This is a genomic window from Kitasatospora sp. NPDC036993, assembly GCF_055607525.1.
In genome coordinates this window covers 287,057-313,662 of record NZ_JBVJRP010000001.1, presented here as the reverse complement: position 1 = coordinate 313,662, position 26,606 = coordinate 287,057, and the positions used below count along the sequence as shown (strand labels likewise).

The 26,606-nt window shown below is 70.7% G+C and carries 25 protein-coding genes and 1 tRNA gene; 13 read left to right on the top strand and 13 right to left on the bottom strand.

Features of this window, described 5'->3' with window-relative positions; genetic code table 11:
• Positions 1-58: 58 nt before the first annotated feature.
• A complete protein-coding gene (locus tag ACZ7C5_RS01420) occupies positions 59-529 on the bottom strand; it encodes a hypothetical protein (RefSeq protein WP_401081115.1) in 471 nt (156 codons plus the stop codon).
• Between the two features lie 10 nt (positions 530-539).
• Positions 540-1,760: a helix-turn-helix domain-containing protein gene (locus ACZ7C5_RS01415; RefSeq protein ID WP_401081112.1), complete on the bottom strand. Its 1,221-nt coding sequence runs from the start codon at positions 1,758-1,760 to the stop codon at positions 540-542.
• A 233-nt stretch (positions 1,761-1,993) separates the two neighbouring features.
• Here ACZ7C5_RS01415 and ACZ7C5_RS01410 point away from each other — a divergent pair, with 233 nt between their 5' ends.
• The 4 genes from ACZ7C5_RS01410 (at position 1,994) to ACZ7C5_RS01395 (ending at position 3,872) form a co-directional block, all read left to right on the top strand.
• Complete coding sequence (locus tag ACZ7C5_RS01410) at positions 1,994-2,305, top strand: hypothetical protein (protein ID WP_401081109.1); 312 nt, start codon at positions 1,994-1,996, stop codon at positions 2,303-2,305.
• The gene (locus ACZ7C5_RS01405; protein WP_470321673.1) at positions 2,302-2,778 is read left to right on the top strand and encodes a hypothetical protein; all 477 of its coding nucleotides are present in this window, start codon (positions 2,302-2,304) and stop codon (positions 2,776-2,778) included. Before ACZ7C5_RS01410 ends, ACZ7C5_RS01405 begins: the two co-directional genes overlap by 4 nt.
• Positions 2,775-3,047 (top strand): hypothetical protein, encoded by a 273-nt coding sequence (locus tag ACZ7C5_RS01400; protein WP_401081104.1) that lies wholly within the window; start codon positions 2,775-2,777, stop codon positions 3,045-3,047. Before ACZ7C5_RS01405 ends, ACZ7C5_RS01400 begins: the two co-directional genes overlap by 4 nt.
• Positions 3,048-3,605: 558 nt before the next feature.
• On the top strand, positions 3,606-3,872 hold the full coding sequence (locus ACZ7C5_RS01395; RefSeq protein ID WP_401081102.1) for a hypothetical protein: 267 nt from the start codon (positions 3,606-3,608) through the stop codon (positions 3,870-3,872).
• On the opposite strand, the gene ACZ7C5_RS01390 is transcribed toward ACZ7C5_RS01395, so the two are convergent.
• The gene (locus ACZ7C5_RS01390; protein ID WP_401081099.1) at positions 3,856-4,848 is read right to left on the bottom strand and encodes a hypothetical protein; all 993 of its coding nucleotides are present in this window, start codon (positions 4,846-4,848) and stop codon (positions 3,856-3,858) included. The genes ACZ7C5_RS01395 and ACZ7C5_RS01390 overlap by 17 nt on opposite strands.
• Before the next feature lie 146 nt (positions 4,849-4,994).
• On the opposite strand from ACZ7C5_RS01390, the gene ACZ7C5_RS01385 reads away from it, so the two are divergent.
• Positions 4,995-5,213 (top strand): hypothetical protein, encoded by a 219-nt coding sequence (locus ACZ7C5_RS01385; protein WP_401081096.1) that lies wholly within the window; start codon positions 4,995-4,997, stop codon positions 5,211-5,213.
• Positions 5,214-5,550: 337 nt separating this feature from the next.
• Here the strand turns inward: ACZ7C5_RS01385 and ACZ7C5_RS01380 are convergent.
• The 10 genes from ACZ7C5_RS01380 to dnaA form a co-directional block, all read right to left on the bottom strand.
• Positions 5,551-5,624, bottom strand: a tRNA-Ile gene (locus ACZ7C5_RS01380).
• A 16-nt stretch (positions 5,625-5,640) separates the two neighbouring features.
• Entirely contained in the window at positions 5,641-7,035 is a 1,395-nt protein-coding gene (locus ACZ7C5_RS01375; protein WP_401081094.1) for a class I SAM-dependent methyltransferase, read from the bottom strand.
• Between the two features lie 260 nt (positions 7,036-7,295).
• Positions 7,296-8,057, bottom strand: a complete 762-nt coding sequence (locus ACZ7C5_RS01370; RefSeq protein WP_317620161.1) for a DUF3566 domain-containing protein — start codon at positions 8,055-8,057, stop codon at positions 7,296-7,298.
• Between the two features lie 151 nt (positions 8,058-8,208).
• Positions 8,209-10,746 carry a DNA gyrase subunit A gene (gene gyrA / locus ACZ7C5_RS01365; RefSeq protein WP_401081371.1) on the bottom strand — a complete coding sequence of 846 codons (2,538 nt, stop codon included), beginning with the start codon at positions 10,744-10,746 and terminating at the stop codon, positions 8,209-8,211.
• A gap of 131 nt (positions 10,747-10,877) precedes the next feature.
• Positions 10,878-12,893 (bottom strand): DNA topoisomerase (ATP-hydrolyzing) subunit B, encoded by a 2,016-nt coding sequence (gene gyrB / locus ACZ7C5_RS01360; protein ID WP_188297685.1) that lies wholly within the window; start codon positions 12,891-12,893, stop codon positions 10,878-10,880.
• Between the two features lie 268 nt (positions 12,894-13,161).
• Positions 13,162-13,701: a DciA family protein gene (locus ACZ7C5_RS01355; protein ID WP_049654619.1), complete on the bottom strand. Its 540-nt coding sequence runs from the start codon at positions 13,699-13,701 to the stop codon at positions 13,162-13,164.
• Between the two features lie 165 nt (positions 13,702-13,866).
• On the bottom strand, positions 13,867-15,000 hold the full coding sequence (recF, locus tag ACZ7C5_RS01350) for a DNA replication/repair protein RecF (RefSeq protein ID WP_188297686.1): 1,134 nt from the start codon (positions 14,998-15,000) through the stop codon (positions 13,867-13,869).
• Between the two features lie 57 nt (positions 15,001-15,057).
• A complete protein-coding gene (gnd, locus tag ACZ7C5_RS01345) occupies positions 15,058-15,933 on the bottom strand; it encodes a phosphogluconate dehydrogenase (NAD(+)-dependent, decarboxylating) (RefSeq protein ID WP_401081087.1) in 876 nt (291 codons plus the stop codon).
• 252 nt (positions 15,934-16,185) lie between these two features.
• The gene (dnaN, locus tag ACZ7C5_RS01340) at positions 16,186-17,316 is read right to left on the bottom strand and encodes a DNA polymerase III subunit beta (protein WP_470321672.1); all 1,131 of its coding nucleotides are present in this window, start codon (positions 17,314-17,316) and stop codon (positions 16,186-16,188) included.
• 931 nt (positions 17,317-18,247) lie between these two features.
• A complete protein-coding gene (gene dnaA, locus ACZ7C5_RS01335) occupies positions 18,248-20,110 on the bottom strand; it encodes a chromosomal replication initiator protein DnaA (protein ID WP_401081081.1) in 1,863 nt (620 codons plus the stop codon).
• Between the two features lie 354 nt (positions 20,111-20,464).
• On the opposite strand from dnaA, the gene rpmH reads away from it, so the two are divergent.
• From rpmH to ACZ7C5_RS01295, 8 genes are all read left to right on the top strand, one after another.
• Positions 20,465-20,602: a 50S ribosomal protein L34 gene (gene rpmH / locus ACZ7C5_RS01330; protein WP_030305394.1), complete on the top strand. Its 138-nt coding sequence runs from the start codon at positions 20,465-20,467 to the stop codon at positions 20,600-20,602.
• An 18-nt stretch (positions 20,603-20,620) separates the two neighbouring features.
• Positions 20,621-21,049, top strand: a complete 429-nt coding sequence (gene rnpA / locus ACZ7C5_RS01325) for a ribonuclease P protein component (RefSeq protein ID WP_049655849.1) — start codon at positions 20,621-20,623, stop codon at positions 21,047-21,049.
• Complete coding sequence (gene yidD / locus ACZ7C5_RS01320) at positions 21,046-21,417, top strand: membrane protein insertion efficiency factor YidD (RefSeq protein WP_223244501.1); 372 nt, start codon at positions 21,046-21,048, stop codon at positions 21,415-21,417. Before rnpA ends, yidD begins: the two co-directional genes overlap by 4 nt.
• Positions 21,414-22,586 carry a membrane protein insertase YidC gene (yidC, locus tag ACZ7C5_RS01315; RefSeq protein ID WP_401081076.1) on the top strand — a complete coding sequence of 391 codons (1,173 nt, stop codon included), beginning with the start codon at positions 21,414-21,416 and terminating at the stop codon, positions 22,584-22,586. Before yidD ends, yidC begins: the two co-directional genes overlap by 4 nt.
• A gap of 82 nt (positions 22,587-22,668) precedes the next feature.
• Positions 22,669-23,199 (top strand): Jag family protein, encoded by a 531-nt coding sequence (locus ACZ7C5_RS01310; RefSeq protein ID WP_401081073.1) that lies wholly within the window; start codon positions 22,669-22,671, stop codon positions 23,197-23,199.
• Positions 23,200-23,358: 159 nt separating this feature from the next.
• Positions 23,359-24,177 carry a 16S rRNA (guanine(527)-N(7))-methyltransferase RsmG gene (rsmG, locus tag ACZ7C5_RS01305; protein ID WP_401081070.1) on the top strand — a complete coding sequence of 273 codons (819 nt, stop codon included), beginning with the start codon at positions 23,359-23,361 and terminating at the stop codon, positions 24,175-24,177.
• 181 nt (positions 24,178-24,358) lie between these two features.
• On the top strand, positions 24,359-25,432 hold the full coding sequence (locus ACZ7C5_RS01300; protein WP_401081063.1) for a ParA family protein: 1,074 nt from the start codon (positions 24,359-24,361) through the stop codon (positions 25,430-25,432).
• Positions 25,429-26,523 carry a ParB/RepB/Spo0J family partition protein gene (locus tag ACZ7C5_RS01295; protein ID WP_401081060.1) on the top strand — a complete coding sequence of 365 codons (1,095 nt, stop codon included), beginning with the start codon at positions 25,429-25,431 and terminating at the stop codon, positions 26,521-26,523. Before ACZ7C5_RS01300 ends, ACZ7C5_RS01295 begins: the two co-directional genes overlap by 4 nt.
• Positions 26,524-26,606 lie beyond the last annotated feature (83 nt).

Below are 26,606 nucleotides of genomic sequence, written 5' to 3'. Positions count from 1 at the left end.
GGTCCCCCCTGGGACGGGTCTGGTGTGGGGCGACGCTATCGGGCTACTGATCAGTCGGCTACCTAGTCGCACCGTCGGGCCAGACCACCTGGACAGGAACGCCGCAGCGGCGTGCGTAGGCGACGACGTCGGCAGTACCGCCGTACCCGCGGGCGGGGAGCCCGTCCCAGACTGCGACGACGATATCGGCCAGGCCGACCACGATTTCGCTGCCAGCCATGTGCGCGGCGGTGTCCGACGCGAACATTCCGGTGTGGTGAACGTCCGATGCTCGGCTGAGCAGTCGGTCGTAGGTCGGGTGGTGCTCCGATGGCAGGCCGTCTCGGTAAGCCTCGGCTGGGACAACGACCTCCAAGAGACCACCCTGGGCGAGGACCAGGTCCGCGACCCACGAATCGGGCCCATCAGCAAGCATCGAAACGGCAGTGAGGTCGCCCTGGTGGGTGTCCACGACGACGGCTAGGAGCTGGCGGACCCGCCGTTCGACGTCCGCGTTCAGCCCCCTGTGGCCGGTGATCCCGAGCCTCATGCTGCCCCTCCTACAGGTACACGTCATGTAGACGCTCGTCGAACTCCTGCACCACGCGGGGCGGTGCCGTGGTGGTGAGGGTACGCCGCAGTGCTCGGGCTCGCTCCACGATCCGGCCGGACCGATAGGTGATTCCGATGTCCAGGGCTCGGCTGGCGATGGCGAACGCGCCGTCGATGCGACCGGCCGCGAGGTGGCCGGCGGCGAGGTCCATCATGAGTAACGCGCGCCCCTTCGCGTGTCCGGTGGCCAGGGCCTCGGTGCCGACGGACAGCACCCATTCCGGCACACCGAGCCTGGCTCCACAGGCGACCCGCGCCGACTGGACCTTGCGCTCATCGAACGTGAACACCCAAGGCCACGGCGGAGTTTCCTCACCTAGCCGAAGTGTGAGCGCCCGGCTGCGAGTGAGCGCCTGGTCCGTGCGGTCGCGATCCCCGCACGCAGCGTATGCCAGCGCCTCGGTGGCAGCGAGCCACGCGTCGGCGATGGCAGGGGCGTTGATCCCAAGCGCAGCTCGGGCCTTTCGAGTGTGGGTGAGGGCCTGGTTCCCGTTCCCGGTATGCCCCTCGAACTGGGCGAGGCTGCCCAGTTGGTAGGCCAGGAGAAGCCCATCCCGAGCCGTACGTGCGGCCTTGACCGCCTGGCCGTACCACGATCGGGCGGACCCGTGGTCACCCATGTCCCACGCCAACCAGCCCGCGAAAGACGCAGCCTCGGACCCGGTCGCAGCGAGTCGGGCCCGATCGCCACCGGCGGTGCTCAGCTGCTGGATGAGCCGGATGTGCCCACGGACGACGTCGGCGAGGTCGCGGGAGGACGCTGAGCCGTCGAGGCGCCGATACGACGCGGTGCCCAGTCGTAGGGCCGCGGCCTGTCCGGCATCTGGCTGCGCAGAGGGTGCCGCAACGGCTGGGGTCACTGCCGCAGCCGCTGCAACCGCGGCAACCCCGAGGAAGTCGCGTCGCTCCACTGATGCCCCTGCTGGTAGGTCGGCCAGACCGACGAGGCTGGCCGGAATGCCCAGATGGACCGCCACACGTCCGAGGAGGCTCATGTCGTACGTGCCCCCAGGTCCGCGCCGCTCCATCCGGGAGACCGCCGACTGAGAGAGGCCTACGAGGTCGCCAAGCTGAAGTTGCGTCATCTGCTGGGCGAGGCGGCTCAGCTCCACCACCCGGCCAAAGTCCCCTGCCCGTGCGGCCGCTCCAGCCGCGGTACGCCAGTCCATCAGCACTCTCCCCCGATCGGTCGTATCCGTATGCGCCCGACGCATACCTGCATGCAGATGCCGCTTACGGGCCAGACTGTAGCGGCTGGTTGGAAGTTGACTGTCTGTCACGTCAACCGCAGAAATGCAGCCCGGGTAGACCGGGCCCTGGGGCCCTGCGGTGCGACGAACACGGCGCCTCACTCGGAAAGGGGGGCGTCGCTTCCATCGTCTCTCCGAGAGGCTGGACCCTCGTGACCGATCGACAGCTCCGCGCCGGCGCCATCGAGCTGGCCCCGGCCGACCCCGGCGTCGTACACCGACACCACCTCCAAGACGCCGCGTCCGACCGCTCCGACCGCCTGGGCGACAGCGTGCGGGTGGTCGCCCCACGCACCGGCACCCGCCTGACCCCCGCCCAGCGCTCCGGCACCGCCTGCGTCGCATGCGACCGCAGCGGCCAGCTGGCCGCCGCCGGCCACGTCGCGGACGACGGGCTCGTCTACGCCGTGGTCGTCTGCGCGGCGTGCCCCCCGTATGCGGCCAGCCTGGAGGCCCACCGGTGATCACCGAGCCCCTCACGGTGTCGATCGACGGGTACCTCGACCCCGTGACCGCGCCGCCCGAGGCCGCCCTGGAGACGCTGCGGCAGGCGGTGTGCGCGCTGCCGATCAGCGCCTACGAGCGACAGGCGATGCGCAGACTGCTGGACAGCAGCGGCGCCGACCTGGAGTACCGCATGAACGGCGACGAGACCACCGACTGGCCCGTGTCCCTGGACGACGGCACCCTCGCGATCGTGCGCGTCTCGTACGGCGACGGCCTGACGTGTCGACAGCGCGTCGCAGCCCGGTACGAGCCGCGCCGTGTGGAGCGTCCGTCCGGCCGCCCGACGGAGTGGATCGTGTGGGACCTGGGCCTCGACCTCGCGGCCACCGCGTGGCTGGGGTCCGAGCCGGCCGCCCGCGAGTGGATCCGTCGACAGGTGCAGGCTGCCAACTACCAGACCGGTCCGGCGTCCCGGCAGGCCGCCCAGTGACCGGCCTCAGCGACAGCGACCCCGAGTCGCGCCAGCCGGTCGAGGTTTGCGTCGAGGTGATCTCCACAGAGGGCTACGAGCTGGTGTTCGAGGGCCTCCCCTCGGGCGTCTACCCGTTCCTGACAGAGGACATGGTCAACGAGGACGGCGACGAGGCCGTCGCCGACTGCGTGCGCCAGACGCGGCATCTGTCGTCCGACGTTCCACTGGTCCTCATGATCACGGCCGATGGCGAGACTCGCCGGGTCGAACATCCTGGCTCCACGTAGTACCTCTGACTCCCGTCCCAGCCTCAACCGTCCAGGGCAACGGCTGGGACGGGTCACCACCCGGTGTGCACGGTTGGACAGCCCCGTGCACGCCGGGGCGCCCCCGGTCCGCGTGGCGTCCGGCAGGCGCATGGTGACCCCGGTGGGGCCCGGCCACGGCCAGGCCCTGCCGGGCGCCCGGCAGGCCACGCCCACCCCTGCGAGGGCCGCTGACGGAATTCCGCCGCGGGCCCGTCCGAGACGGTCCCCGATCGTGGGCCCGACCACGAGGAGGACGTCGTGACCGACAGGATCCCCCCGCGCGACCAAGGCCGCTGGCACGACCAGCGCGGCCGCGGCTCACGAGGCCCGCGACAGGCACCATGGTGCCCCGTGCTGCGACCGCCTCGGCCGCCGCGCTGGCTGCCGCTGCCGGGCGGCTACTTCCATCCCTGGCAGGACCCCCCACAGTAGACCCCCTGGTCGGCCGTATGGCGGTGCGGCCGACCAGGGTTTATCGAACATACATTCGATAAACTGGACCGCCGCAGCCCGGGGGGACCGAGCTGGGAGCACGCCGTGAGTTACACCCTCACCGCCGAGGGACTGGTCGACCCCTCCACTCACACCACGCTGGCCGCCGCCGTCGTCGCATTGCGTGGCCTGCTCGATGATCTGCCGCTCGACCCGGGCCAGGCCCGGGCCTACGACTTCTTCCTGACCGGCGAGGCCGGCGTCCGCCGCGTCCAGGACTACCTCGACCAGGACGACGGCCGATTCGCGCTGGACGTCCTGGTGTCCGGGCACTCCTACACCGCCGTCATCGCCGTCACTTCGTCAGGTTGACCGGCTCCAGGTAGTGCGACGCGTGTCGGGCCCACCAGTACAAGAGTCCGTGTAGCGACGTCGCCCCAGTCGCGTCCTTCAACGGCTCCAACCGCATGGAGATCCACCGGCGGCTCACGCCGTGGCTCGCGGCGATCGATTCCAGGGTCACATCCTGGGCGAGTTGGGACAGGATGTCGCGCTGCATCGAGGTCACCTCGGGCAGGGGCCGGCCGTCCCAGTCCAGCGCCATGCCCCAGTCCCTCAGCCAGGACAGCCTGATGTGTCGGACGAGTGCCTCGTCCCGGATGAGGAGCGCGCGCTCCGGGTCGGGTGTCGCGATAACGGCGACGCGCTGATCGACGATGACGGTGCGGCCGAATTCGATGTCGCCGCCGAGCGTGCGGACCTGGGCGCCGTAGCCGGTCATAGTCGCGGCCCAGCTGGCGGTCGGCCCGTCGCGCCGGGCTGACGCCTGGTAGATGCTGCGCAACGTCGCGCCGCGTTCGATGACGGCGATGTCGCGCTGGTAACTCATCGCCAGCATGTTCGGCGGTCGGGCGCCGCCAGGCTGGGCGGTGAGTAGCTCTTCCCGGCAGGACTCGATGATCGGCCCAAGGCGTTCCTGCATTTCGACCTTGCTGGCGACGTACTCCAGTGCCCCGTCGTTACCCGGGTTGGCTGCCCGGTAGGCAGTGATCATCGGATCGAACAGTCTCGGCATAGCCGCGGCCTGGGCGAGATGCTGGGTGCCGAGCTGGAGAAAGTGCTGCTGCAACCTCAGGGCGACGTCAGCCGGAGAGAGGGCGACGTAGTGCCCGGGGCGGCCGGCGTCGGGGGAGACGAGCTGGAGGTCGAGCAGCTGGTCCAGCGCCGGAGACGGCCCGGGGGCCGTGGTACGCCCGGCTGCGATGTCCTGGTAGAGCGCTCGCGACTCCCATTCAAGAAGTCCAGCCCCTACGACCTGTCCTAAGGTGTCCAATTCATCCTCTTCCAACTACTTCCACTTTGGGAGTTTCGGCGATCGTAGGTGGAAGTTGCTTGAAGCGGCAACGACGTGGGCGAACACTGGTGCGAGTGGAGTGACGTACTCCACACTCGCTTCCCACGCCATCTCTGCGAGCAGCAGGAGAGGGGACACCCATGCCCGCACGCAGCCGTCTCACCATCCGTATCGGTGCCGCCGCGGCCGCCCTGGCAGCCGGCCTGGTCGTACTGGTCGGCGCCACTTCCGCCTCGACGCCGGCCTCGCCCGCGGCCGACTCCAGCTGGGGTGTCCAGCCGGGTGGACCGACCCCGACGTCGTCGCCGATCCCGACCGTCGCCACGGTCGCTCTGGCCGACGATTCGTCCTGGGGCTGACCTAGCCTCAGAAAATGGCCGGATCTGACCGGCCCTACGAACTGGCCGCCCCCGGATACCTGGAGGGGTGCGAGGGCGGCCACGCGCGGGCCTGAGCTACCTGGAGGGAGCCAGGCCCGGCAGCTGCCCCCCTGCGGCCCTGGAGAGGCCGATGGGGGGCACTCTGTTTCTACCACCGGTGGATGGCCCGTACAGCCCCCCATCCGGCCGGTGAACAGCCCGGACAGTCCGGAGACTCCCGGGTTTCGGCAGAATTTTGGATGAGCGGGGTAGAAACCAGTAGAGCCCTGGTCCCCGATCTCCGGGGACCAGGGCTCTGACCTGGTACTTCTTGCAGTGGGCCTAACAGGACTTGAACCTGTGGCCTCTTCCTTATCAGGGAAGCGCTCTAACCGTCTGAGCTATAGGCCCTTGCCGCACTGAAAGATTAGCGGACCGACGGCCGATCTCCCAAATCCGGGTCGGCCGGGGTGGCGGCGGCACCCCCCGCGACCAGCTGCGGCGCACCGGCGGAGGGGCGCAGCAGCCACTCCTCGCGGGTCGGCGGGAGACCGGCCGCACCCTCCTCGGTGCTGCGGACGGCGAGGACCTGGTTGATCCCGATCCGGTTCTGCTCGAAGGCGAGCGCGGAGGCGGCCATGTAGAGCCGCCAGACCCGGGCCCGGCCGCGGCCGGCCAGCCGGACCGCCTCCGTCCAGTGCGCCTCCAGGTTGGCCACCCACTCGCGCAGGGTCAGCCCGTAGTGCTCGCGCAGCGACTCGACGTCCCGGACCTCGAAGCCGGCCTCCTCCAGCCTGGCGACGGTGGAACCGACGGGGGAGAGTTCGCCGTCCGGGAAGACGTAGCGGTCGATGAAGGGGCTGGGGCGGTGCGGCTCACCGGGGAAGTCGGGGCGGCGGGCGATCTGGTGGTTGAGCAGCCGACCGCCGGGCACCAGCAGCCCGTACAGGCCCTCGGCGTAGACCCGGTACTGCTCCGCGCCGACGTGCTCGGCCATCCCGACGCTGGAGATCGCGTCGAAGGGCCCGTCGGTGATCTCCCGGTAGTCCTGGAGCCTGACCTCCACCCGGTCGGACAGGCCCGCCTCCTCGATCCGGGTGCGGGCCAGCGCGACCTGCTCCGCGGAGATGGAGACGCCGACCGCGGTGACCCCGTAGTGCTTCGCCGCGTGCAGCAGCAGTGAGCCCCAGCCGCAGCCGACGTCCAGCAGTCGTGTCCCCGGCCGCAGGCCGAGCTTGCGGCAGATCAGGTCGAGCTTGGCCTCCTGGGCGGCTTCCAGGCTCTTCGCCTCGGGCGTCCAGTAGGCGCACGAGTAGACCATCGACGGGCCGAGCACGAGGCCGTAGAAGTCGTTCCCGACGTCGTAGTGGTGGCTGATCGCCGCGCGGTCCCGGCTGCGGCTGTGCAGCCGTCCCTCGGCCCTGCGGACCTCCTCGCGGGGCGGTTCGGGTTCGAGGCCGACCGCCCCGGCCCGCAGCACGGCGGCGAGCGCCCGGCGGCCCCTGGCGCCGAGCACGTCGCGCGGCCCGAGGGCCAGGGTGCGGATCTCCGGCAGCTCGGCGAAGCGGGCGACGGCGGAGAGCGTCTCGTACAGGTCGGTGCCCGGGGCCAGTTCCAGGTCCCCCGAGACGTAGGCCCTGGCCAGGCCCAGTTCGTCCGGCTGCCAGATCAGCCGGCGCAGCGCCCTGCGGTTGCGCAGGATCACCGTGGGCCCCCCTGGAGGGCCGGCGACACTGCCGTCCCAGGCCTGGACCCGCAGTGGTACCGGGACCCCCAACAGCCCGTCCAGGGCCTCGACCAGTTGACCTGCGAGCTTCGCCACCGCGCGCCTCCGTCCAGTCGTCCTTCGGAACCTCAGCTGCCCCGGTCGACGGACCGGGGCGGGCCTGCGGCACTCCCAAGGTGCGGGACGGGCGGCACCCAGCTAATCCCACCGCGGCCGCCCGGTTTCCCGGCGGCACGCCGCGGGCGGCCGGCTGTCACCCGAAATGCCGACGGACCCCGCAGGCTGAAACAGCCTGCGGGGTCCGCGCATTCCGCCCGTGGACGGAAAACTGATCCGGGGTCAGGAACCAGCCGGAATCAGTCCTCCTCGGCCAGGGTGAGCTCGACGCCGCCGGTGAAGCCGGCCGCCGCGTTGTAGATGAACGCGGACAGCGTGGACAGCGCGGTCAGCAGGACGACGTCGACCACGGCGATCAGCGTGGTGAAGGTCATCACCTTGCCGAAGCCGACGTAGTCCATCAGGTTGACGCCGCCGCTGCTGTCCGAGCCGGTGACGTCCTTGAGGGTCTTGGTCAGCGAGTCGAAGACGCCGAGCGAGTCCAGCGTCATCCACAGCACGGCCGAGGCCACGATGATGATGATGCCGACGGCCAGCGACAGCAGGAAGCTGACCTTCATCACGGACCACGGGTCGACCTTGGTCACCCGCAGCCGCGCCTTGCGGGTCCTGCCGAGGCCGGAGCCGCCCACCACGGGGGCGGCCGCCGCGGGGGCGCCGGAGGGCCGCCGCGCCGCACCGGCGGCGGGGGTCCCACCGACCGGGGTCCCGCCGGGCGGGGTGTTCCCGGACGTCCGGGTGCCCCTGGGCGGGGTCGGCTGCCCCTTGGCGTACGTGGTCGGCTGCGAGAAGCCGCTGCCCGGGGCCGGACTGTTCGGCGCCGGGGGCGTCTGTCCGCCGTAGGTCGCACCGCTCTGGCCCGCTCCGCCGACCGGTGGCATCAGCGAGGTGGACGCGGCCGAGTGCTCGGTCGGCGGCTGCGGCACACCGTACGAACCCCCGCCCTGCGCGCCCGGACGGCCGCCGGAGGCTCCTCCCGCAGCACCCGTGGCTCCACTCACCTGGTCCTCCCGCACTTCCCAGCAGGACGGTGGTGCCGCCCTGCCTCGTCACTCGTCATCCAGCGCCCGGCGGGATTGCCCGGAACTGGTCGGCGTCCGAAGGCCGCCGCGTCCCTTCTCTGGACGCGACGGCTCCGGCTTGCGGTTCGGTTCAGGCCTCGACGTCCCCGTCGACCACCGTCACCGCGCCCTCGGCCGTCTCGGTGGACTCGGTACCCGCCACCTCGTCCTCCGCCGTCTCCTCGTCCTCGGCCTCCGCGTTGCGGGCCATGCCCACGACCGCGTCGCGCTTTCCGAGGTTGATCAGTTGGACGCCCATGGTGTCACGTCCGGTTTCACGAACCTCGGAAACCCTCGTGCGGATCACCCCACCAGAGAGGGTGATTGCCATGATCTCGTCGGATTCGTCCACCACGAGCGCGCCGACCAGCGAGCCCCGGCCCTCGACGATCTTCGCCGCCTTGGTGCCGTAGCCGCCGCGTCCCTGGACACGGTACTCGTCCACACCGGTGCGCTTGGCGTATCCGCCGTCGGTGGCGGTGAAGACGTAGGTGTCCGGCCGGACGACGTTCATCGAGAGCAGTTCGTCGTCCTCGCGGAAGGCCATGCCCTTGACGCCGGAGGTGGCGCGGCCGGTGGGCCGCAGGGCGTCGTCGGTCGCGGTGAAGCGGATCGACTGGGCCTTCTTGGAGACCAGCAGCAGGTCGTCCTCGGCGGAGACCAGCTCGGCGCCGATCAGCTCGTCGTCCCGGCCCTCCTCGTCCTGCCGCAGGTTGATCGCGATCAGGCCGCCGGAGCGCGGGGAGTCGTAGTCCTTGAGGGCGGACTTCTTCACCAGGCCGGCCCGGGTGGCGAGGACCAGGTACGGCTTGTCCTCGTACGTGCGGACGGCCATCACCTGGGCGATGTGCTCCTCCGGCTGGAAGGCCAGCAGGTTGGCCACGTGCTGGCCGCGGGCGTCGCGCCCGGCGTCCGGCAGCTCGTAGCCCTTGGCCCGGTAGACCCGGCCCTTGTTGGTGAAGAACAGGATCCAGTTGTGCGTCGTCGTCACGAAGAAGTGGTCGACGATGTCGTCCTGCTTCAGCTGGGCGCCGCGCACGCCCTTGCCGCCGCGCTTCTGCGAGCGGTACAGGTCGGAGCGGGTCCGCTTGACGTAGCCGCCACGGGTGATCGTGACGACGATGTCCTCCTCGGCGATGAGGTCCTCGATGGAGAGGTCGCCGTCGGAGGGGATGAGGGTGGAGCGCCGCTCGTCGCCGTACTTCTCGACGATCGCGGTGAGCTCCTCGGAGATGATCTCCCGCTGGCGGGTCGGCGAGGCCAGGATCGCGTTGTACTCGTCGATCTTGCGCTGGAGCTCGTCGTGCTCGTCCATGATCCGCTGGCGCTCCAGGGCGGCCAGGCGGCGCAGCTGCATCTCCAGGATCGCGTTGGCCTGGAGCTCGTCGATGTCGAGCAGGCCCATCAGGCCGGTGCGGGCGGCGTCGGCGCTCGCCGAGGCCCGGATCAGCGCGATGACCTCGTCGATCACGTCCAGCGCCTTGAGCAGCGCGCGCAGGATGTGGGCGCGCTCCTCGGCCTTGCGCAGGCGGAAGGTGGTGCGCCGGACGATGACCTCGACCTGGTGGTTGACCCAGTGCCGGATGAAGGAGTCCAGCGACAGGGTGCGCGGCACGCCGTCGACCAGGGCCAGCATGTTGGCGCCGAAGTTGGTCTGGAGCTCGGTGTGCTTGTACAGGTTGTTCAGCACGACCTTGGCGACCGCGTCGCGCTTGAGCACGACCACCAGGCGGGTGCCGGTGCGGGACGAGGACTCGTCGCGGACGTCGGCGATGCCGGCGATCTTGCCGTCCTTGACCAGGTCGGCGATCTTCAGCGCGAGGTTGTCCGGGTTGACCTGGTACGGCAGCTCGGTGATCACCAGGCACTGGCGGCCCTGGATCTCCTCGACCTCGACCACCGCGCGCATGGTGACCGAGCCGCGGCCGGTGCGGTAGTACTCGTCGATCCCGCGGCGGCCGACGATCAGCGCGCCGGTGGGGAAGTCGGGGCCCTTGATCCGCTCGACCAGGGCCTCCAGCAGCTCCTCGGCGGAGGCCTCGGGGTTCTCCAGGTACCAGAGCGCGCCGGAGGCGACCTCGCGGAGGTTGTGCGGCGGGATGTTGGTGGCCATGCCGACCGCGATGCCGGTGGCACCGTTGACCAGCAGGTTGGGGATGCGCGCCGGCAGGACGGTGGGCTCCTGCGAGCGGCCGTCGTAGTTGGCGGCGAAGTCGACGGTGTCCTCGTCGATGTCGCGCATCATCTCCATGGCCAGCGGCATCAGCTTGCACTCGGTGTAGCGCATGGCCGCGGCCGGGTCGTTGCCCGGGGAGCCGAAGTTGCCGTTGCCGTCCACCAGCGGCATCCGCAGCGACCACGGCTGGGCCAGGCGGACCACGGTGTCGTAGATCGAGGTGTCACCGTGCGGGTGGTAGTTGCCCATGACGTCGCCGACGACGCGGGCGCACTTGTAGTAGCCCTTCTCGGGCCGGTACCCGCCGTCGTACATCGCGTAGAGCACCCGGCGGTGCACCGGCTTGAGGCCGTCGCGGACCTCGGGCAGCGCACGGCTGACGATCACGCTCATCGCGTAGTCGAGGTAGGAGCGCTGCATCTCGGTCTCGAGCTCGACCGGCTCGATCCGCATGGTGATCTGGGTGGTGGCCTCGGCGGCCTCGGGGGTCTCGGGCTGTTCGCCATCGGGACGGTTGTCGTCGACCACTGGTGGTCAGTTTCCTTTCACGCGGACTGGTACGTGCGGGGCCTGCGGTGCAGGCGTCACACGTCCAGGAAGCGGACGTCCTTGGCGTTGCGCTGGATGAAGGAGCGGCGGGCCTCGACGTCCTCGCCCATCAGCACGGAGAACAGCTCGTCGGCGCGGGCGGCGTCCTCCAGGGTGACCTGGAGCAGCAGCCGGTGCTCGGCGTCCATGGTGGTGACCCGGAGCTCCTCGGCGTTCATCTCGCCGAGACCCTTGAAGCGCTGGATCGCGTCGTCCTTGGGCAGCCGGCGCCCGGCCTCCACCCCGGCGGCGATCACGGCGTCGCGCTCGCGGTCGGAGTAGGCGTACTCGAAGTCGTCCTTGCCCCACTTGATCTTGTACAGCGGGGGCATGGCCAGGTAGACGTACCCGGACTCGACCAGCGGCCGCATGAAGCGGAACAGCAGGGTCAGCAGCAGGGTGCGGATGTGCTGTCCGTCGACGTCGGCGTCGGCCATCAGGACGATCTTGTGGTACCGCAGCTTGGACTCGTCGTAGTCCTCCTGGATGCCGCAGCCGAAGGCCGAGATCAGGGCCTGGACCTCGGTGTTCTGGAGGACCTTGTCGATCCTGGCCTTCTCGACGTTCAGGATCTTGCCGCGGATCGGCAGGATGGCCTGGGTGCGCGGGTCGCGGCCCTGCTTGGCCGAGCCGCCGGCGGAGTCACCCTCGACGATGAAGATCTCGCACTCGGAGGGGTCCTTGGACTGGCAGTCGGAGAGCTTGCCCGGCAGCGAGGCGGACTCCAGCAGGCCCTTGCGGCGGGTCAGGTCGCGGGCCTTGCGGGCGGCGACGCGCGCGGTGGCGGCCTGGATGGACTTGCGGATGATGTCCGCGGCCTCGTTGGGGTTGCGGTCCAGCCAGTCGTTGAGCTGCTCGTGGACGACCTTCTGGACGAAGGTCTTGGCCTCGGTGTTGCCGAGCTTGTCCTTGGTCTGGCCCTCGAACTGCGGCTCGCCGAGCTTGACCGAGATGATCGCGGTCAGACCCTCGCGGATGTCCTCGCCGGAGAGGTTGTCGTCCTTCTCGCGGAGCAGCTTCTTGTCCCGCGCGTAGCGGTTGACCAGGCCGGTCAGCGCGGAGCGGAAGCCCTCCTCGTGGGTGCCGCCGCCGTGGGTGTGGATGGTGTTGGCGAAGCTGTAGACCCCCTCGGTGTAGGAGGAGTTCCACTGCATCGCGATCTCCACCGAGATCGCCTTGTCCTTGTCCTCCGCCTCGAAGTCGATCACCGAGGGGTGGATGACCTCGCCCTTGCGGGAGTTCAGGTGGGCGACGAAGTCGGCGATGCCGCCGTCGTACTTGTACGTGACGGAGAGCGGCTTGCCCTCCTCGTCCGCGTGCTCGACGCGCTCGTCGGTCAGCGAGATGGACAGGCCCTTGTTGAGGAAGGCCATCTCCTGGAAGCGCCGGGAGAGCGTCTCGAAGGAGTAGACGGTGGTCTCGAAGATGTCCCCGTCGGCCCAGAAGGTGACCGTGGTGCCGGTCCGGTCGGTCTCGGCACCCTTCACCAGGGGGCCGGTCGGGGCGCCCATCTTGTAGTCCTGGGTCCAGATGTGGCCGTCCTTGTGGATCTCCACGGAGAGCCTGGTGGACAGCGCGTTCACCACGGAGACGCCGACGCCGTGCAGACCGCCGGAGACGGCGTAGCCGCCGCCGCCGAACTTGCCGCCGGCGTGCAGGACGGTGAGCACGACCTCGACGGCCGGCTTGTCCTGGCCCGGGACGATGTCCACCGGGATGCCACGGCCGTTGTCGACGCAGCGGATCGCTCCGTCGGCCATGATCGTGACGTCGATGGTGTCGGCGTACCCGGCCATCGCCTCGTCGACGGAGTTGTCCACGACCTCCTGCACCAGGTGGTGCAGGCCGCGCTCGCCCGTCGAACCGATGTACATGCCGGGGCGCTTGCGGACGGCGTCGAGGCCTTCCAGCACCTGGATGTTGCTACCGGTGTAGGAAGCCTGCTCGGACTGGTCTGGGGTCTGGCTGGGGTTGCCGGAATCGGCCACGAAGCGCCCTCTCTGGCACAGCACGGGCCGCAGGCCCACCCCGTGCGGGTGGGCGTGCGACCACAGCGTTTCGACTCGGTTGCCACTAGCAACAGTGTTTGGCTCTCAGTCTACCGGTACGACTGACAGAGATGGGCGTTTGGCAGCCCTTGAGGGCAGATACGCCGCCCTGAATCCCCTCGGGACATGTCCCGATACTCGCCCGGGGGGCCCAGGGCGCCTGGAAGGGCTGTCAGGGGTTCCGGAAGATCGCCATCCGATCAGCGTCCCCGACGGGCGTCCGACGGCCCGGTCAGCCCCAGGTGTCGCCCGGGCCCTTGCTCCCCGGCGCGCGCAGCCGGCCGTAGCCGCGGGCGGGCGCCGCCGGACCGAGCACCTTGATGGTCCGGACCGTCCCGTGGCCCAGTTCGTGGTTCAGACGGGCAACCAACTGCCGCGCCAGCCAGCGTAGTTGAGTGGCCCAGGCGGTGGAGTCGCACTGCACGGTGAGCACCGCGGCGGCCTCGTCGTAGGAGGAGGGGTGACAGTGTGCGGCGATGTCCGGGCCGACGATCTGCGGCCAGCGGCCCATCACCCCGCCGACCGCGGCCGAGGACTCCCAGCCGCGCTCGGTCAGCAGCCGGTTCAGCGCGGCCCCCAGCGGGACCGGGTCGCGACCGTCCGACCGGGCGCCGCTGCGCAGGCCGTGCCGCTTCGCCTCGCGCTTCTCCCTGACCTGCTCACCGCGCTGGCGGGCCTGGGCCCGGGCCGCCCGCAGCGCGGAGCGGGCGAGGTCGGCACCGGTCGGCGCGGGGGCGCCCGGCTCGGGGGAGTGCTCCGCCGGTTCGCTCACGGCGATCCCCTTTCCCCAGCCTGTGGACAACGGTCGCGGTCGCGCGCCCGCCGAGCCCTCCAGCCTACGGGAGCGGGCCGGACGGGTCGGTCCTGGAGGGGGCGGCGGCGCGCGGAAACGGTCGGGGTGCGGTGACGGCCGCGTGATGACGGTGAAGGACCGCGGTCAGGCGTCGATCCGGCGCACCGCGCCGTCGGCGACCGCGAACCGGGCACCTGCCAGTGCCTTCGGCACGTCCTCGGCGACCGCCGCGGTGACCAGTACCTGCTCGCCGCCGGCCACCAGCTCGGCCAGCCGGTCCCGGCGGGAGGCGTCCAGCTCGGCGAACACGTCGTCCAGGATCAGCACCGGCTCGCCGCCGTCGGCGCGCAGCAGCTCGTACGAGGCCAGCCGCAGCGCCAGCGCGAACGACCAGGACTCGCCGTGGCTCGCGTACCCCTTGGCCGGCAGCGGGCCGAGCTTGAGCACCAGCTCGTCGCGGTGCGGGCCGACCAGGGTGAGCCCGCGCTCGACCTCCTGCTTGCGGAGCGCCTGCAGCGCGTTCAGCAGCTGCTCCTCGGCCTGCTCGCGGCTGGTCGGCAGCTCGCCCTCGAAGGAGCTGCGGTACTCCAGGGCGGTCTCGCCGCCGCCGGGGGCCAGCTGCCCGTACGCGGCCGTCACCAGGGGCTGCAGGGCGGCCACCAGCTGGATCCGGAAGGCCGTCAACTCGGCGCCGGCCCGGGCCAGATGGCCGTCCCAGACCTCCAGGGTGGAGAGGTCGGCGCCCTTGCCGCCACCGGCCCGGCGGGCCATCGCGGCGGTCTTCAGCAGGGCGTTGCGCTGCTTGAGCACCCGCTCGTAGTCCTGCCGCACACCGGCCAGCCTGGGCGCCCGGGCGGTCAGCAGCTCGTCCAGGAAGCGCCGCCGCTCACCCGGGTCGCCCTTGACCAGGCTGAGGTCCTCGGGGGCGAACAGCACGGTGCGCAGCAGGCCCAGCACGTCGCGCGGGCGGACGTTGTCGGAGCGGTTGATCCGGGCCCGGTTGGCCTTGCCCGGGGTGAGCTCCAGCTCGACCAGGGTGGAGCGGCCGCGGTCCACCACCGAGGTGCGGATCACCGCCCGCTCGGCGCCCAGCCGGATCAGCGGCGCGTCGGTGGCCACCCGGTGGCTGCCCAGGGTGGCGACGTAGCCGATCGCCTCGACCAGGTTGGTCTTGCCCTGGCCGTTGGGCCCCACGAAGGCCGTCACGCCCGGGTCGAGGGGAACCTCGGCCCGGGCGTACGACCGGAAGTCGGCGAGCGACAGGTGCGCGACGTGCATGGCTGTGGACTGCGCCCGCCTTCTCCTGGGGGACCTGCTGGGTCGTCTGGACTCGACTTACTTGGACTCGACCGCGTGGCCGCCGAACTGGTTGCGCAGCGCGGCGATCATCTTCATCTGCGGCGAGTCGTCCTGGCGGGACGCGAAGCGGGCGAACAGCGAGGCGGTGATCGCCGGCAGCGGCACGGCGTGGTCGATCGCGGCCTCGACGGTCCAGCGGCCCTCGCCGGAGTCGGCGGCCCAGCCACGCAGCTTGTTGAGGTGCTCGTCCTCGTCCAGGGCGCGGACGGCCAGGTCCAGCAGCCAGGAGCGGATGACGGTGCCCTCCTGCCAGCTGCGGAAGACCTCGCGCACGTCGGTGACCTCGGGGGCCGCCTCCAGCAGCTCCCAGCCCTCGGCGAAGGCCTGCATCATCGCGTACTCGATGCCGTTGTGGACCATCTTGGCGAAGTGGCCGGCGCCGACCGCGCCCGCGTGCACCGAGCCGAAGTCGCCCTCGGGCTTGAGCGCGTCGAAGACCGGCTGGACCTTGGCGACGTGCTCGGCGTCGCCGCCGTACATCAGCGCGTAGCCGTTCTCCAGGCCCCAGACGCCACCGGAGACGCCGCAGTCGACGAAGCCGATGCCCTTGGCGGCCAGCGCCTCGGCGTGCTTGATGTCGTCGGTCCAGCGGGAGTTGCCGCCGTCGACGACGACGTCGCCGGGGGAGAGCAGCTCGGCGAGCTCGTCGACGGTCGCCTGGGTGGCGGCGCCGGCCGGGACCATGACCCAGACCACGCGCGGGCCCTGGAGCTTGGTGACGAGCTCCTGGAGGCTCTCGACGTCGGAGATGTCCGGGTTGCGGTCGTAGCCGATGACGGTGTGGCCGGCGCGGCGGATCCGCTCGCGCATGTTGCCGCCCATCTTGCCGAGACCGATGAGGCCGAGCTCCATGACCAAGTCCTTACCTGTGGTGACGTGCCTGCCGGCGGCGCCGTTGCCGCACTCCCTGAGCCTACGCGCTGGAGCGGTCCGGACCGCCTGCGGTCGGGCCGAGCGGGGGAGACGTCCACAGGCTGTGCACAGCGGATGTGCACAGCCTGTGGACCACAGCGGATGCGGCGGGATCAGCCGGAGAGGCGGACCGGCATTCCGTGTCCTGTGGGGGACGACCCCCACGCCCCCGGGATCATGCCCGCCCGGACATCAGCCGGAGAGGCGGACCGGCATGATCAGGTACTGGTACGCCTTGTCCTCCTCGGCGTCCACCGAGACCTTGCCGCTGAGCAGCGCCGGCTTGGTCGGGGTGGTGAAGCTCAGCTGGGCGAAGGGGGAGTCGATGGCCTTGAGGCCCTCCTCCAGGTAGCCCGGGTTGAAGGCGATCGAGATGGCGTCGCCCTCCAGGGAGGCCTCGATCCGCTCGGTGGCCTGGGCGTCGTCGCCCGAACCGGCCTCCAGCGTCAGCACGCCCTCCTCGAAGTTCAGGCGGACCGGGGTGTTGCGCTCGGCGACCAGCGAGACGCGCTTGAGCGCCTCAAGGAAGGGCTGGGTCTGGATCGCCGCGACCGCGTTGAACTCGGTCGGGAAGAGGCTGCGGAACTTGGGGAACTCGCCCTCCAGCAGCCGGGTGGTGGTCCGGCGGCCGGCGCCCTCGAAACCGATCAGGCCCTCGCCCGCGCCGCCCGAGGAGAGCGCGATGGAGACGGTGTCGCCGCTGCCCAGGGACTTGGCGATGTCCTGGAGGGTCTTGGCCGGGACCAGGGCGACGGCGGAGATGTCCGACTGCTCGGGCTTCCACAGCAGGTCGCGGACGGCGAAGCGGTAGCGGTCGGTGGCGGCCAGGGTGATCCGGTCGCCCTCGATCTCGACCCGGACACCGGTGAGCACCGGGAGGGTGTCGTCCCGGCCGGCGGCGACCGCGGCCTGGCTGACCGCGGAGGCGAAGACGTCGCCGGCGACGGTGCCGGTGGCGGTCGGCATCTGGGGCAGGGCGGGGTACTCGTCCACCGGGAGGGTGGGGAGGGTGAAGCGGGAGCTGCCGCAGACCACGCTGACCCGCTGGCCGTCGGTGGAGATCTCCACAGGCCTGTTGGGAAGGTTGCGGGAGATGTCGTTCAGCAGCCGGCCGGAGACCAGGACGGTGCCGGCCTCCTCGACGTCCGCCTCCAGCTCGACCCGGGCCGAGACCTCGTAGTCGAAGCCGGACAGCGCCAGGCTGCCCTCCTGCGCGGTCAGCAGCAGGCCTGCCAGCACCGGCACCGGAGGCCGTGCCGGGAGGCTGCGGGCAGCCCAGGCCACCGCCTCCGCGAGGACGTCACGCTCCACCCGGAACTTCACCGGTAACCGCCTCCTGGATCGAGCGCTCCCGCTCGCACTCTGGTTCGTCTGATCTTGATCGTCGGTTCGGCTGTCCGCCGAGCGCTGCCGCTCCGCTTCCAGTCGCAAGGACAGTCTGACGTACTCCGCCGACAGACGGGGCAGACGGGCGGAAGCAACCCGAACAGTTGTCGGGGCGCGGTTGTCCACAGATTCGGGGCCCACCCACTTTGAAAGCAAGTCCGGGGTCTAAATGTGTAGTGGTAGTAGTAGGGCCTGTGGAAACCGTGGATAACCCCGTTTCCGCAGGTCAGACCCCAGATTTTGTCCACAGTGGCTGTGGACGGCGGCTGTGGACGGGCAGGCCTCGCTGTGGACAGCCGAGCGTTACCCACAGGCCACGCTGGGTATCCACAGGTTATCCCCAGGGCTGTCCCCAGATCCGGGCCCGGTTATCCACGGGCGCCGGTCAACATTTCGTGACGCCTTTCACACCAGGGTATGAACGCCAGCCCACGGTTGTCGAACTGTGGACGCAGCTGTGGACAACCTGGGGATAACCGGTCCGAGCCTGGGGACAAGCGGTGGACAACCCGGACGGCCCGCTGGCGGCCCCTCGATTGTCCACACCCTGTGGATAACCGTTGTGCACAAGTCCACAGGCACCTGACCTGCGCGGAAGAGCGTAGCGGCGACGGGCCTGTGGACGAATTCTGGATAACGCCGCACTCCCCACCCTGTGGACGGTGGAGAAGGGGCCTGTCCTGTGGACAACGGCCTTGCACGCCCTCGGTTTTCGAATCACCGGTCAGTTGTTCGGCGCGGGCTGCGGACTGGCGGACCGTCCGTCGACGGCATCCCTGCCCAGCCGGCGCGCGATGCACACCTGTGGACGCGCGAAAGGGCGTCAGGATGCGCTCCTGACGCCCTCGGGCCGCTCGCGCGGCGGTGGCTAGCTCTTGATGCGGTTGGTGAGTTCGGTGACCTGGTTGTAGATCGAGCGCCGCTCGGCCATCAGCGAGCGGATCTTCCGGTCGGCGTGCATCACCGTGGTGTGGTCGCGGCCGCCGAACTGCGCGCCGATCTTCGGCAGCGAGAGGTCGGTGAGCTCCCGGCACAGGTACATCGCGATCTGACGGGCCGTCACCAGCACCCGGCTGCGCGAGGATCCGCAGAGGTCGTCCACGCCCAGGCCGAAGTACGCGGCGGTCTGCTGCATGATGACCTGCGCGGTGATCTCCGGGCCCGCGTCCTCGTCCCCGCCCGGGATCAGGTCCTTGAGGACGATCCCGGCCAACTCCAGATCCACCGGGGCCCGGTTGAGGTTGGCGAAGGCGGTGACCCGGATCAGCGCGCCCTCCAACTCCCGGATGTTGCGGGTGATCCGGGACGCGATGAACTCCAACACGTCGGCGGGAGCGTTGAGTTGCTCCTGGATCGCCTTCTTGCGCAGGATCGCGATCCGGGTCTCCAGCTCCGGCGGGGTGACGTCGGTGATCAGACCCCACTCGAAGCGGTTGCGCAGCCGGTCCTCCAGCGTGGTCAGCAGTTTGGGCGGCCGGTCCGAGGAGAGCACGATCTGCTTGTTCGCGTTGTGCAGGGTGTTGAAGGTGTGGAAGAACTCCTCCTGCGTGGACTCCTTGCTCGCGAGGAACTGGATGTCGTCCACGAGCAGGATGTCCATGTCCCGGTAGCGGCGGCGGAAGGTGTCCGCCTTGCCGTCCCGGATCGAGTTGATGAACTCGTTGGTGAACTCCTCCGAGGACACGTAGCGCACCCGGGTGCCCGGGAAGAGGCTGCGCGAGTAGTGCCCGATGGCGTGCAGCAGGTGGGTCTTGCCCAGCCCGGACTCGCCGTAGATGAAGAGCGGGTTGTACGCCTTGGCCGGGGCCTCGGCGACCGCCACCGCCGCCGCGTGCGCGAAGCGGTTGCTGGCGCCGATGACGAAGGTGTCGAAGAGGTACTTGGGGTTCAGCCGGGCGGCCGGCTCGTCCTTGCGGGAGCCGCCGGCCGGGGGAGCGCCGGGCGGCGCGGGCACTCCGGGGACGCCGGGACGCTCGGCGGAGCGGTCGGGGGCGGACTTCTCCGCCGGGCGGCCGCCGGAGGGGCGGGAGCCGCCGGCCCTGCGGCCGGCGCCGGTCCTGGGCTGCTCGTTCGGGCCCGGGCCGTAGGCGCCGCCGAAGAGGTCGCCCTGGGTGGTCGCGGGCGGTCCGGGGACGGGCCGCGGCGCCTGGCGGGCCGCGGGCTCCTCGGACTCGCGGTAGGCGGGCGGCTGCTCCTGGTAGCCCTGCCAGCCGGGGCCGCCGGGGGGGCCGCCGTACGGGGCCTGGCGCTGCTCGTAGCCGCCGGTGTCGTAGCGGGGGCGCTCGTAGTCCTGTGGGTAGGGCTGGTTCTGCTCGTACGGCTGCTCCTGCTCGTACGGCTGGTCCTGTCCGTACCCCTGCTGGTGCTGGTAGCCCTGGCCGCCGTAGCCGGAGGTGTCCTCCTCGGCCGGGCCGGGATAGGGCTCGGCGGGGGCCTGGAGGGCGGACGCGGGGGTGGTCGGCACCGCGTTGGCGTCGACCATCACGGCGATCCGGACCGGGCGGCTGAGCTCACGGCTGAGGGCCTCGGTCAGCTGCGGCAGCAGCCGGCCCTCCAGCACCTGCTTGGCCCGCTCGTTCGGGGTCGCCAGCAGGGCGGTGTCGTGCATCATCCACATCGGCTGGGTGCGCTGCACCCACTGTTTGTCCATCTCCCCGACATCGGGGTCGGCGACCAGCCGCTCGACGACCCTGGCCCAGACCGGGACGAGGTCGCTGTTGACATCAGCCACTGGTGCACGCTTTCCAAGAACAAACCAGACAAGTTCTGCAACGGTAGTCAGCGAACAGGGACGGATCAAGTCGTTGTCCACAGGCTGTGGGTAAGACGGGCGAAGGAAGCCGGTTTGACCCTCGGACCCCGTCCCGCGTACCGTAACCAGGTCGAGTTGTCGATGGCCGCTGCCGCATGTCCGCGGGTCCACCCGCTCCATAAGGCGCGCAGCACGGGCGCCGTGGATTGCCTCCAGACCCCAGCCGAACTGGGGCGATGGGGTCGGATTTCCGAATCAGGGGAGATCACGCGGACGCACGGTGACGGCCAAGCGATTCCCCGTCATCCTACGATTCACCTCAGGAGCCCCCGAGTGAGCAAGCGCACCTTCCAGCCGAACAACCGTCGCCGCGCGAAGACCCACGGCTTCCGGCTGCGTATGCGTACCCGCGCCGGCCGTGCCATCCTGGCCGCCCGCCGTGGCAAGGGCCGCAGCAGCCTGTCCGCCTGATCCGCGCCAGAGTCTGTTGTGCTGCCCTCCGAGAATCGGCTGCGGCGGCGCCAGGACTTCGCGACCGCGGTGAAACGCGGTCGCCGGGCCGGCCGGCCCCTTCTGGTCGTCCATCTCAGCAGAGACGGTGACCCGCAGGGGCAGACCGACCGGACCAGCGACTCCCGCCCGCACGTCGCCGAGGGGACTCCTTCGGCGCGTGCGGGTTTCGTCGTGAGCAAGGCCGTTGGCCCGGCGGTCGTCCGCAACCTGGTCAAGCGCCGGTTGCGTCACCTCGTTCGTGATCGTCTGTCCAGGCTGCCCGCCGGTAGCCTGATAGTGGTGCGTGCGCTGCCCCAAGCCGCGACCGCCTCGTACCAGGACCTCGAACGCGACCTGGACGCGGCACTGAAGCGACTGCTGAGGACGGAGCCCGCCGCCACGGCGCCGACGGGAGCAGGTCGATGAAGTACCTGCTGATGGGTCTGATCAGGGTCTACCAGTGGACGATCAGCCCACTGCTGGGTCCGGTCTGCCGTTACTACCCCTCCTGCTCGCACTACGGCTACGAGGCCGTGAAGGTGCACGGGGCGGTCAAGGGCGGCGGACTGACCGCATGGCGCATCCTGCGCTGCAATCCGTGGACGCCCGGCGGGGTCGATCACGTCCCGCCGCGCAAGCATCCGGTGTGGCACCGGCGGTTGCGGGACTGGCTGAAGAGCCGGTCCGCCACCGAGGAACCGGTGACCGCCACCCCCGCCGGTCCGGACCCCGAGGGCCCGGCGACCATTGGCCCCGAGCGGCCGATCCACCTGTCCAAGGAGCCTGACCGGTGACCTTCTCCTTCCTGAATCCCCTGTACACAGCGGTGTCCTGGATCATCGTCCAGTTCCACTCGCTGTACAGCCACATCTTCGACCCGGACGGTGGCTGGGCCTGGGGCCTCGCCATCGCCTCGATGGTGGTCGTCATCCGGATCTGCCTGATCCCGCTCTTCGTGAAGCAGATCAAGGCGACCCGGGCCATGCAGGCGATCCAGCCGAAGATGAAGGCCATCCAGGAGCGCTACAAGAACGACCGGCAGCGCCAGTCCGAAGAGATGATGAAGCTGTACAAGGAGGCGGGTACCAACCCGTTCTCCAGCTGCCTTCCCATCCTCGTGCAGGCGCCGTTCTTCACCGCCCTCTACGGTGTGCTCGCCAAGGTGGCCAAGAGCGAGCAGATCGGCGTCATCCACGGTGACCTGCTGGTGAGCGCCGGCAAGGCGCACATCTTCGGGGCCCCGCTCTCCGCGACCTTCCTCGGCAGCCCCGAGACCAGCGTCAAGATCGTCACCGCCGTGATGATCATCCTGATGTCGCTGTCGCAGTTCGTCACCCAGCGCCAGCTGATGACCAAGAACGTCGACCTCACGGTGAAGACGCCGTTCATGCAGCAGCAGAAGATGCTGATGTACGTCTTCCCGATCATGTTCGCCGTGATGGGCATCAACTTCCCGGTCGGTGTCCTGGTCTACTGGCTGACCACCAACGTCTGGTCGATGGGCCAGCAGCTGATCGTCATCCACAACAACCCGACTCCGGGCAGCAAGGCCTTCGAGGAGCGCCAGGCCCGCCTGAAGAAGGCCGGCCGGCTGCGTCCGGACGGTACGGAGATCAAGGGCGCGCTCTGGGGCATGCTGCCCCCGTCCAAGGAGGCCGTCAGCGCGGCGGCCAGCGCCGCCGCGGTGGTCGAGGACTCGGTGCAGGCGCGCCGCCAGCAGCCCCGCCGGCAGACCAAGGCGCAGCGCCAGCAGGGTGCCGCCGGGCAGCCCACGGCCGAGCCCGGCGAGGACGTCCCGGTGGAGGAGCCCGTCGACGAGGTCCAGGCCGACGCCGGCGCCAAGCCGGCGGCCGCCAAGCAGAGCACGGTCAAGCCGGGCGCGGCCAAGCCGGCAGGCACCAAGCAGGGCACCAGGCAGCAGCCGAAGCGCGGTGGCGGCCAGCGGCCGAAGAGGAAGTCCTGACCGGCCCCGGGGCCGTCGTGACAGCCGCGAAGAGCTTCGTTCCCGGCCCGCCAGACGGGCCCATCTCCGAAGGAGTCCATCAGTGACTGAAGGCACCACCTCCGCCGTCGAGGCCGAGGCCGCCGCCAGCGCCGACGAGAACCTCGTCTCCCGCCTGGAGCAGGAGGGCGACATCGCGGCGGACTACCTGGAGGGTCTGCTCGACATCGCGGATCTCGACGGTGACATCGACATGGACGTCGAGGGCGACCGTGCCCTGGTCTCCATCGTCAGCGACGGCAACGACCGCGCGATCCAGCGCCTGGTCGGCCAGGACGGCGAGGTGCTGGAGGCCCTCCAGGAGCTGACCCGGTTGGCTGTCCACCGGGAGACCGGCGAGCGCAGCCGCCTCATGCTGGACATTGCCGGCTTCCGGGCCCGCAAGCGCGAGGAGCTGGCGGTGCTCGGTGCCGAGGCCGCCGAGCAGGCCAAGAACTCCGGCGAGCAGGTCAAGCTGCGTCCGATGACGCCGTTCGAGCGCAAGGTCGTCCACGACGCGGTCGCCGCGGCCGGTCTGCGCAGTGAGTCCGAGGGCGAAGAGCCCCAGCGGTTCGTGGTCGTGCTGCCGGTCTGAGACCGGCAGGTCGATGACCGGTCGCCGCGGCGACCGGAAAGCTTCACCGGACGCGACCCCGTCCGCCTCGTGCGGGCGGGGTCGTCGTCCCTCCTGGGATGTTTCACGTGAAACAGTGCGTTGAGCGGGTCGGTGGATCCGGGGATCGGAGAGGTCGAGATGGACACGGAGAACGCGGCTGCCGGCCGGCCGGGGGCGGACGTGGACCCGGCCGCTGAGGAGCGGGCCGCCGAGGTGACCGAGCCGGGCGAGGCTCCGGCCGCCGCCCGGGAGGTCTTCGGGGACCGCTTCGACGCCGCGGTCCGCTACACCGAGCTGCTGGCCACCGCGGGCGTGCAGCGCGGGCTGATCGGGCCCCGCGAGGTGCCCAGGCTCTGGGACCGGCACGTGTTGAACTGCGCGGTGCTGGCCGAGCTGCTGCCGTCCGGGATCACCCTGTGCGACGTCGGCTCCGGTGCCGGTCTGCCCGGCATCCCGGTGGCGCTGGTCCGTCCGGACGTCTCGGTGACGCTGCTGGAGCCGCTGCTGCGCCGGACCACCTTCCTGGAGGAGGTCGTCCGGGAGCTGGGGCTGGACAACGTCACGGTGCTGCGCGGCCGGGCCGAGGAGATGGTCGGCAAGCTCGCGGTGGACGTGGTGACCGCCCGGGCGGTGGCGCCGCTGGAGCGGCTGGCCGGCTGGGGGATGCCGCTGCTGCGCCCGCACGGGCAGATGCTGGCGCTCAAGGGCGACAGCGCGGAGCAGGAACTGGCCGACTCGCGGGCCGGGCTGGCCAAGCTGGGCGCGGTCGAGTGCAACGTCATCGCGGTCGGCGAGGGCACCCTGGAGACCTCGACCCGGGTGGTCCAGGTGAAGGCGGGGGAGAGCCCCGGCGGGGTGAAGGCGGCGACCCGGCGCGCCAAGGCGGCCCGGGCGGGCCGCAACGCGAGCGTCCGCAACGGCGAGCGCGGCCGGGGCGGGCGGCGCCGCACCCGCTGAGCCGGGTGACGCCGGACTGACCGGACACGTACCGCACACGGGCGGACGGGCCTCCTGGAAGGGGGGACCGTCCGCCCGTCGTCGTCCGGGTGACGGGCGGGCCGATCGCCCCGGCCCTCGGCCGGATGGTGCCCCCGGGGACACCGGAGTGTCGCAACGTCAGATTTCCGGCATAGCGGGCATGGTGTTTCACGTGAAACGTCGATCCTTGCTCTCGGGCATCCTCCGCCGGGACCGGGCGGTGACTGTTGCCGCTCCGGTTTCACGTGAAACACTGACTCCCATGCAGGACTCGGAGACCGTCGACCAGATCGATGACACGCCCATCGCGCGGGCTGCCCAGGCTGCGGTTCAGGCGATCGGCCGAGCGGGCGAGGGACTGCCCCGGCCCGCCGCCACCCGGGTGATCGTGGTCGCCAACCAGAAGGGTGGGGTGGGCAAGACCACCACCACCGTGAACATGGCCGCCTCGCTCGCCATGCACGGCCTGCGCGTCCTGGTCGTCGACCTCGACCCGCAGGGCAACGCCTCCACCGCGCTCGGCATCGACCACCACGCGGAGGTGCCGTCCATCTACGACGTCCTGGTGGAGGGCAAGCCGCTGGCCGACGTGGTGCAGCCGGTGTACGACGTCGAGGGGCTGTTCTGCGTCCCGGCCACCATCGACCTGGCCGGCGCCGAGATCGAGCTGGTCTCCCTGGTGGCCAGGGAGAGCCGGCTCCAGCGCGCCATCGCCGCCTACGAGCAGCCGCTGGACTACATCCTGATCGACTGTCCGCCCTCGCTGGGCCTGCTGACGGTCAACGCCCTGGTCGCCGGCCAGGAGGTGATGATCCCGATCCAGTGCGAGTACTACGCGTTGGAGGGCCTCGGCCAGCTGCTGCGCAACGTCGAGCTGGTGCGCGCGCACCTCAACCCCGCACTGCACGTGTCGACCATCCTGCTCACCATGTACGACGCCCGGACCAGGCTGGCCGCCCAGGTCGCCGAGGAGGTCCGGACCCACTTCCAGCGCGAGGTGCTGAGCACGGCGATCCCGCGCTCGGTCCGCATCTCGGAGGCGCCCAGCTACGGGCAGACGGTGCTCACCTACGACCCCGGCTCGACCGGGGCGCTCTCCTATCTGGAGGCCGCCCGCGAGCTCGCGCTGCGTGCGGTGGGACAGGGCGGTTCGACGGTGGGTCAACAGCGGGACGGCCAGCCGGGGCACGGCGCCCCGAGGGCACAGTACGGCACGACGGAGGGTCATCAGTGAGTGGTCGCAGGGGTCTGGGGAAGGGGCTCGGGGCACTGCTCCCGTCGGCTCCGCCGGCGGTCGGCGGGGCGGCGGGACAGCCCGCGACGGCCGCGCCCGTACCCGCCTCGGTGGTGCTGGAACCTTCCGGCGCCGGAACGGTCTCGCCGACCGCGGTGCCGGTGCTGCCGTCCGGCCGGGGGACGGTGGCCGCCCGGGCCGCCGGCGTGAACCGACGGGAGCACGCCCCGTCCGAGCCGGCCGAGGTCGCCGGGGCGCGGTTCGCCGAGCTGCCGCTGGACGCGATCATCGCCAACCCGCGTCAGCCGCGCAAGGTGTTCGACGACGACAAGCTGGCCGAGCTGATCGCCTCCATCAAGGAGGTCGGGCTGCTCCAGCCGATCGTGGTGCGCCAGGCCGGGCCCGAGCGCTACGAGCTGATCATGGGGGAGCGCCGCTGGCGTGCCTCCCGGGAGGCCGGGCTGGAGCGGATTCCGGCGATCGTCCGGTCCACCGAGGACGACAAGCTGCTGCTGGACGCCCTCCTGGAGAACCTGCACCGGGCCGAGCTGAACCCGCTGGAGGAGGCGGCCGCCTACGACCAGCTGCTGCGGGACTTCTCCTGCACCCACGAGGAGCTGGCCGACCGGATCGCCCGCTCGCGGGCGCACGTCTCCAACACGCTGCGGCTGCTGAAGCTCTCGCCGGTGGTCCAGAAGCGGGTCGCCGCCGGGGTGCTGACCGCCGGGCACGCCCGTGCGCTGCTCGGGCTGCCGGACAGCGAGCGGCAGGAGGAGCTGGCCCGGCGGATCACCGCGGAGGGCCTCTCGGTGCGGACCACCGAGGAGATCGTCCGGGTGATGGTCCAGGAGCCGGAGAAGCCCAAGCGCCAGGCGCCGAAGGCGGGCAAGCTGAACTCCCCGGCCTTCAACGACCTGGCGAGCCGGCTGTCCGACCGCTTCGACACCCGGGTCAAGGTCGAGGTGTCGCAGCGTGCCGGCAAGCTGGGCAAGGGCAAGGTGGTGCTGGAGTTCGGCTCGGTGGAGGACCTGAACCGGATCCTGGACAGCATGGCCCCGGGCGAGGACGGTCTGCGGCTGTCGCAGGGCTGAGCCGGACTGGCCGGCCGAGGGCAACGACCCGATGGGTGCGTGTTCCACGTGAGCGCTGTTTCACGTGAAACATGCACCCATCG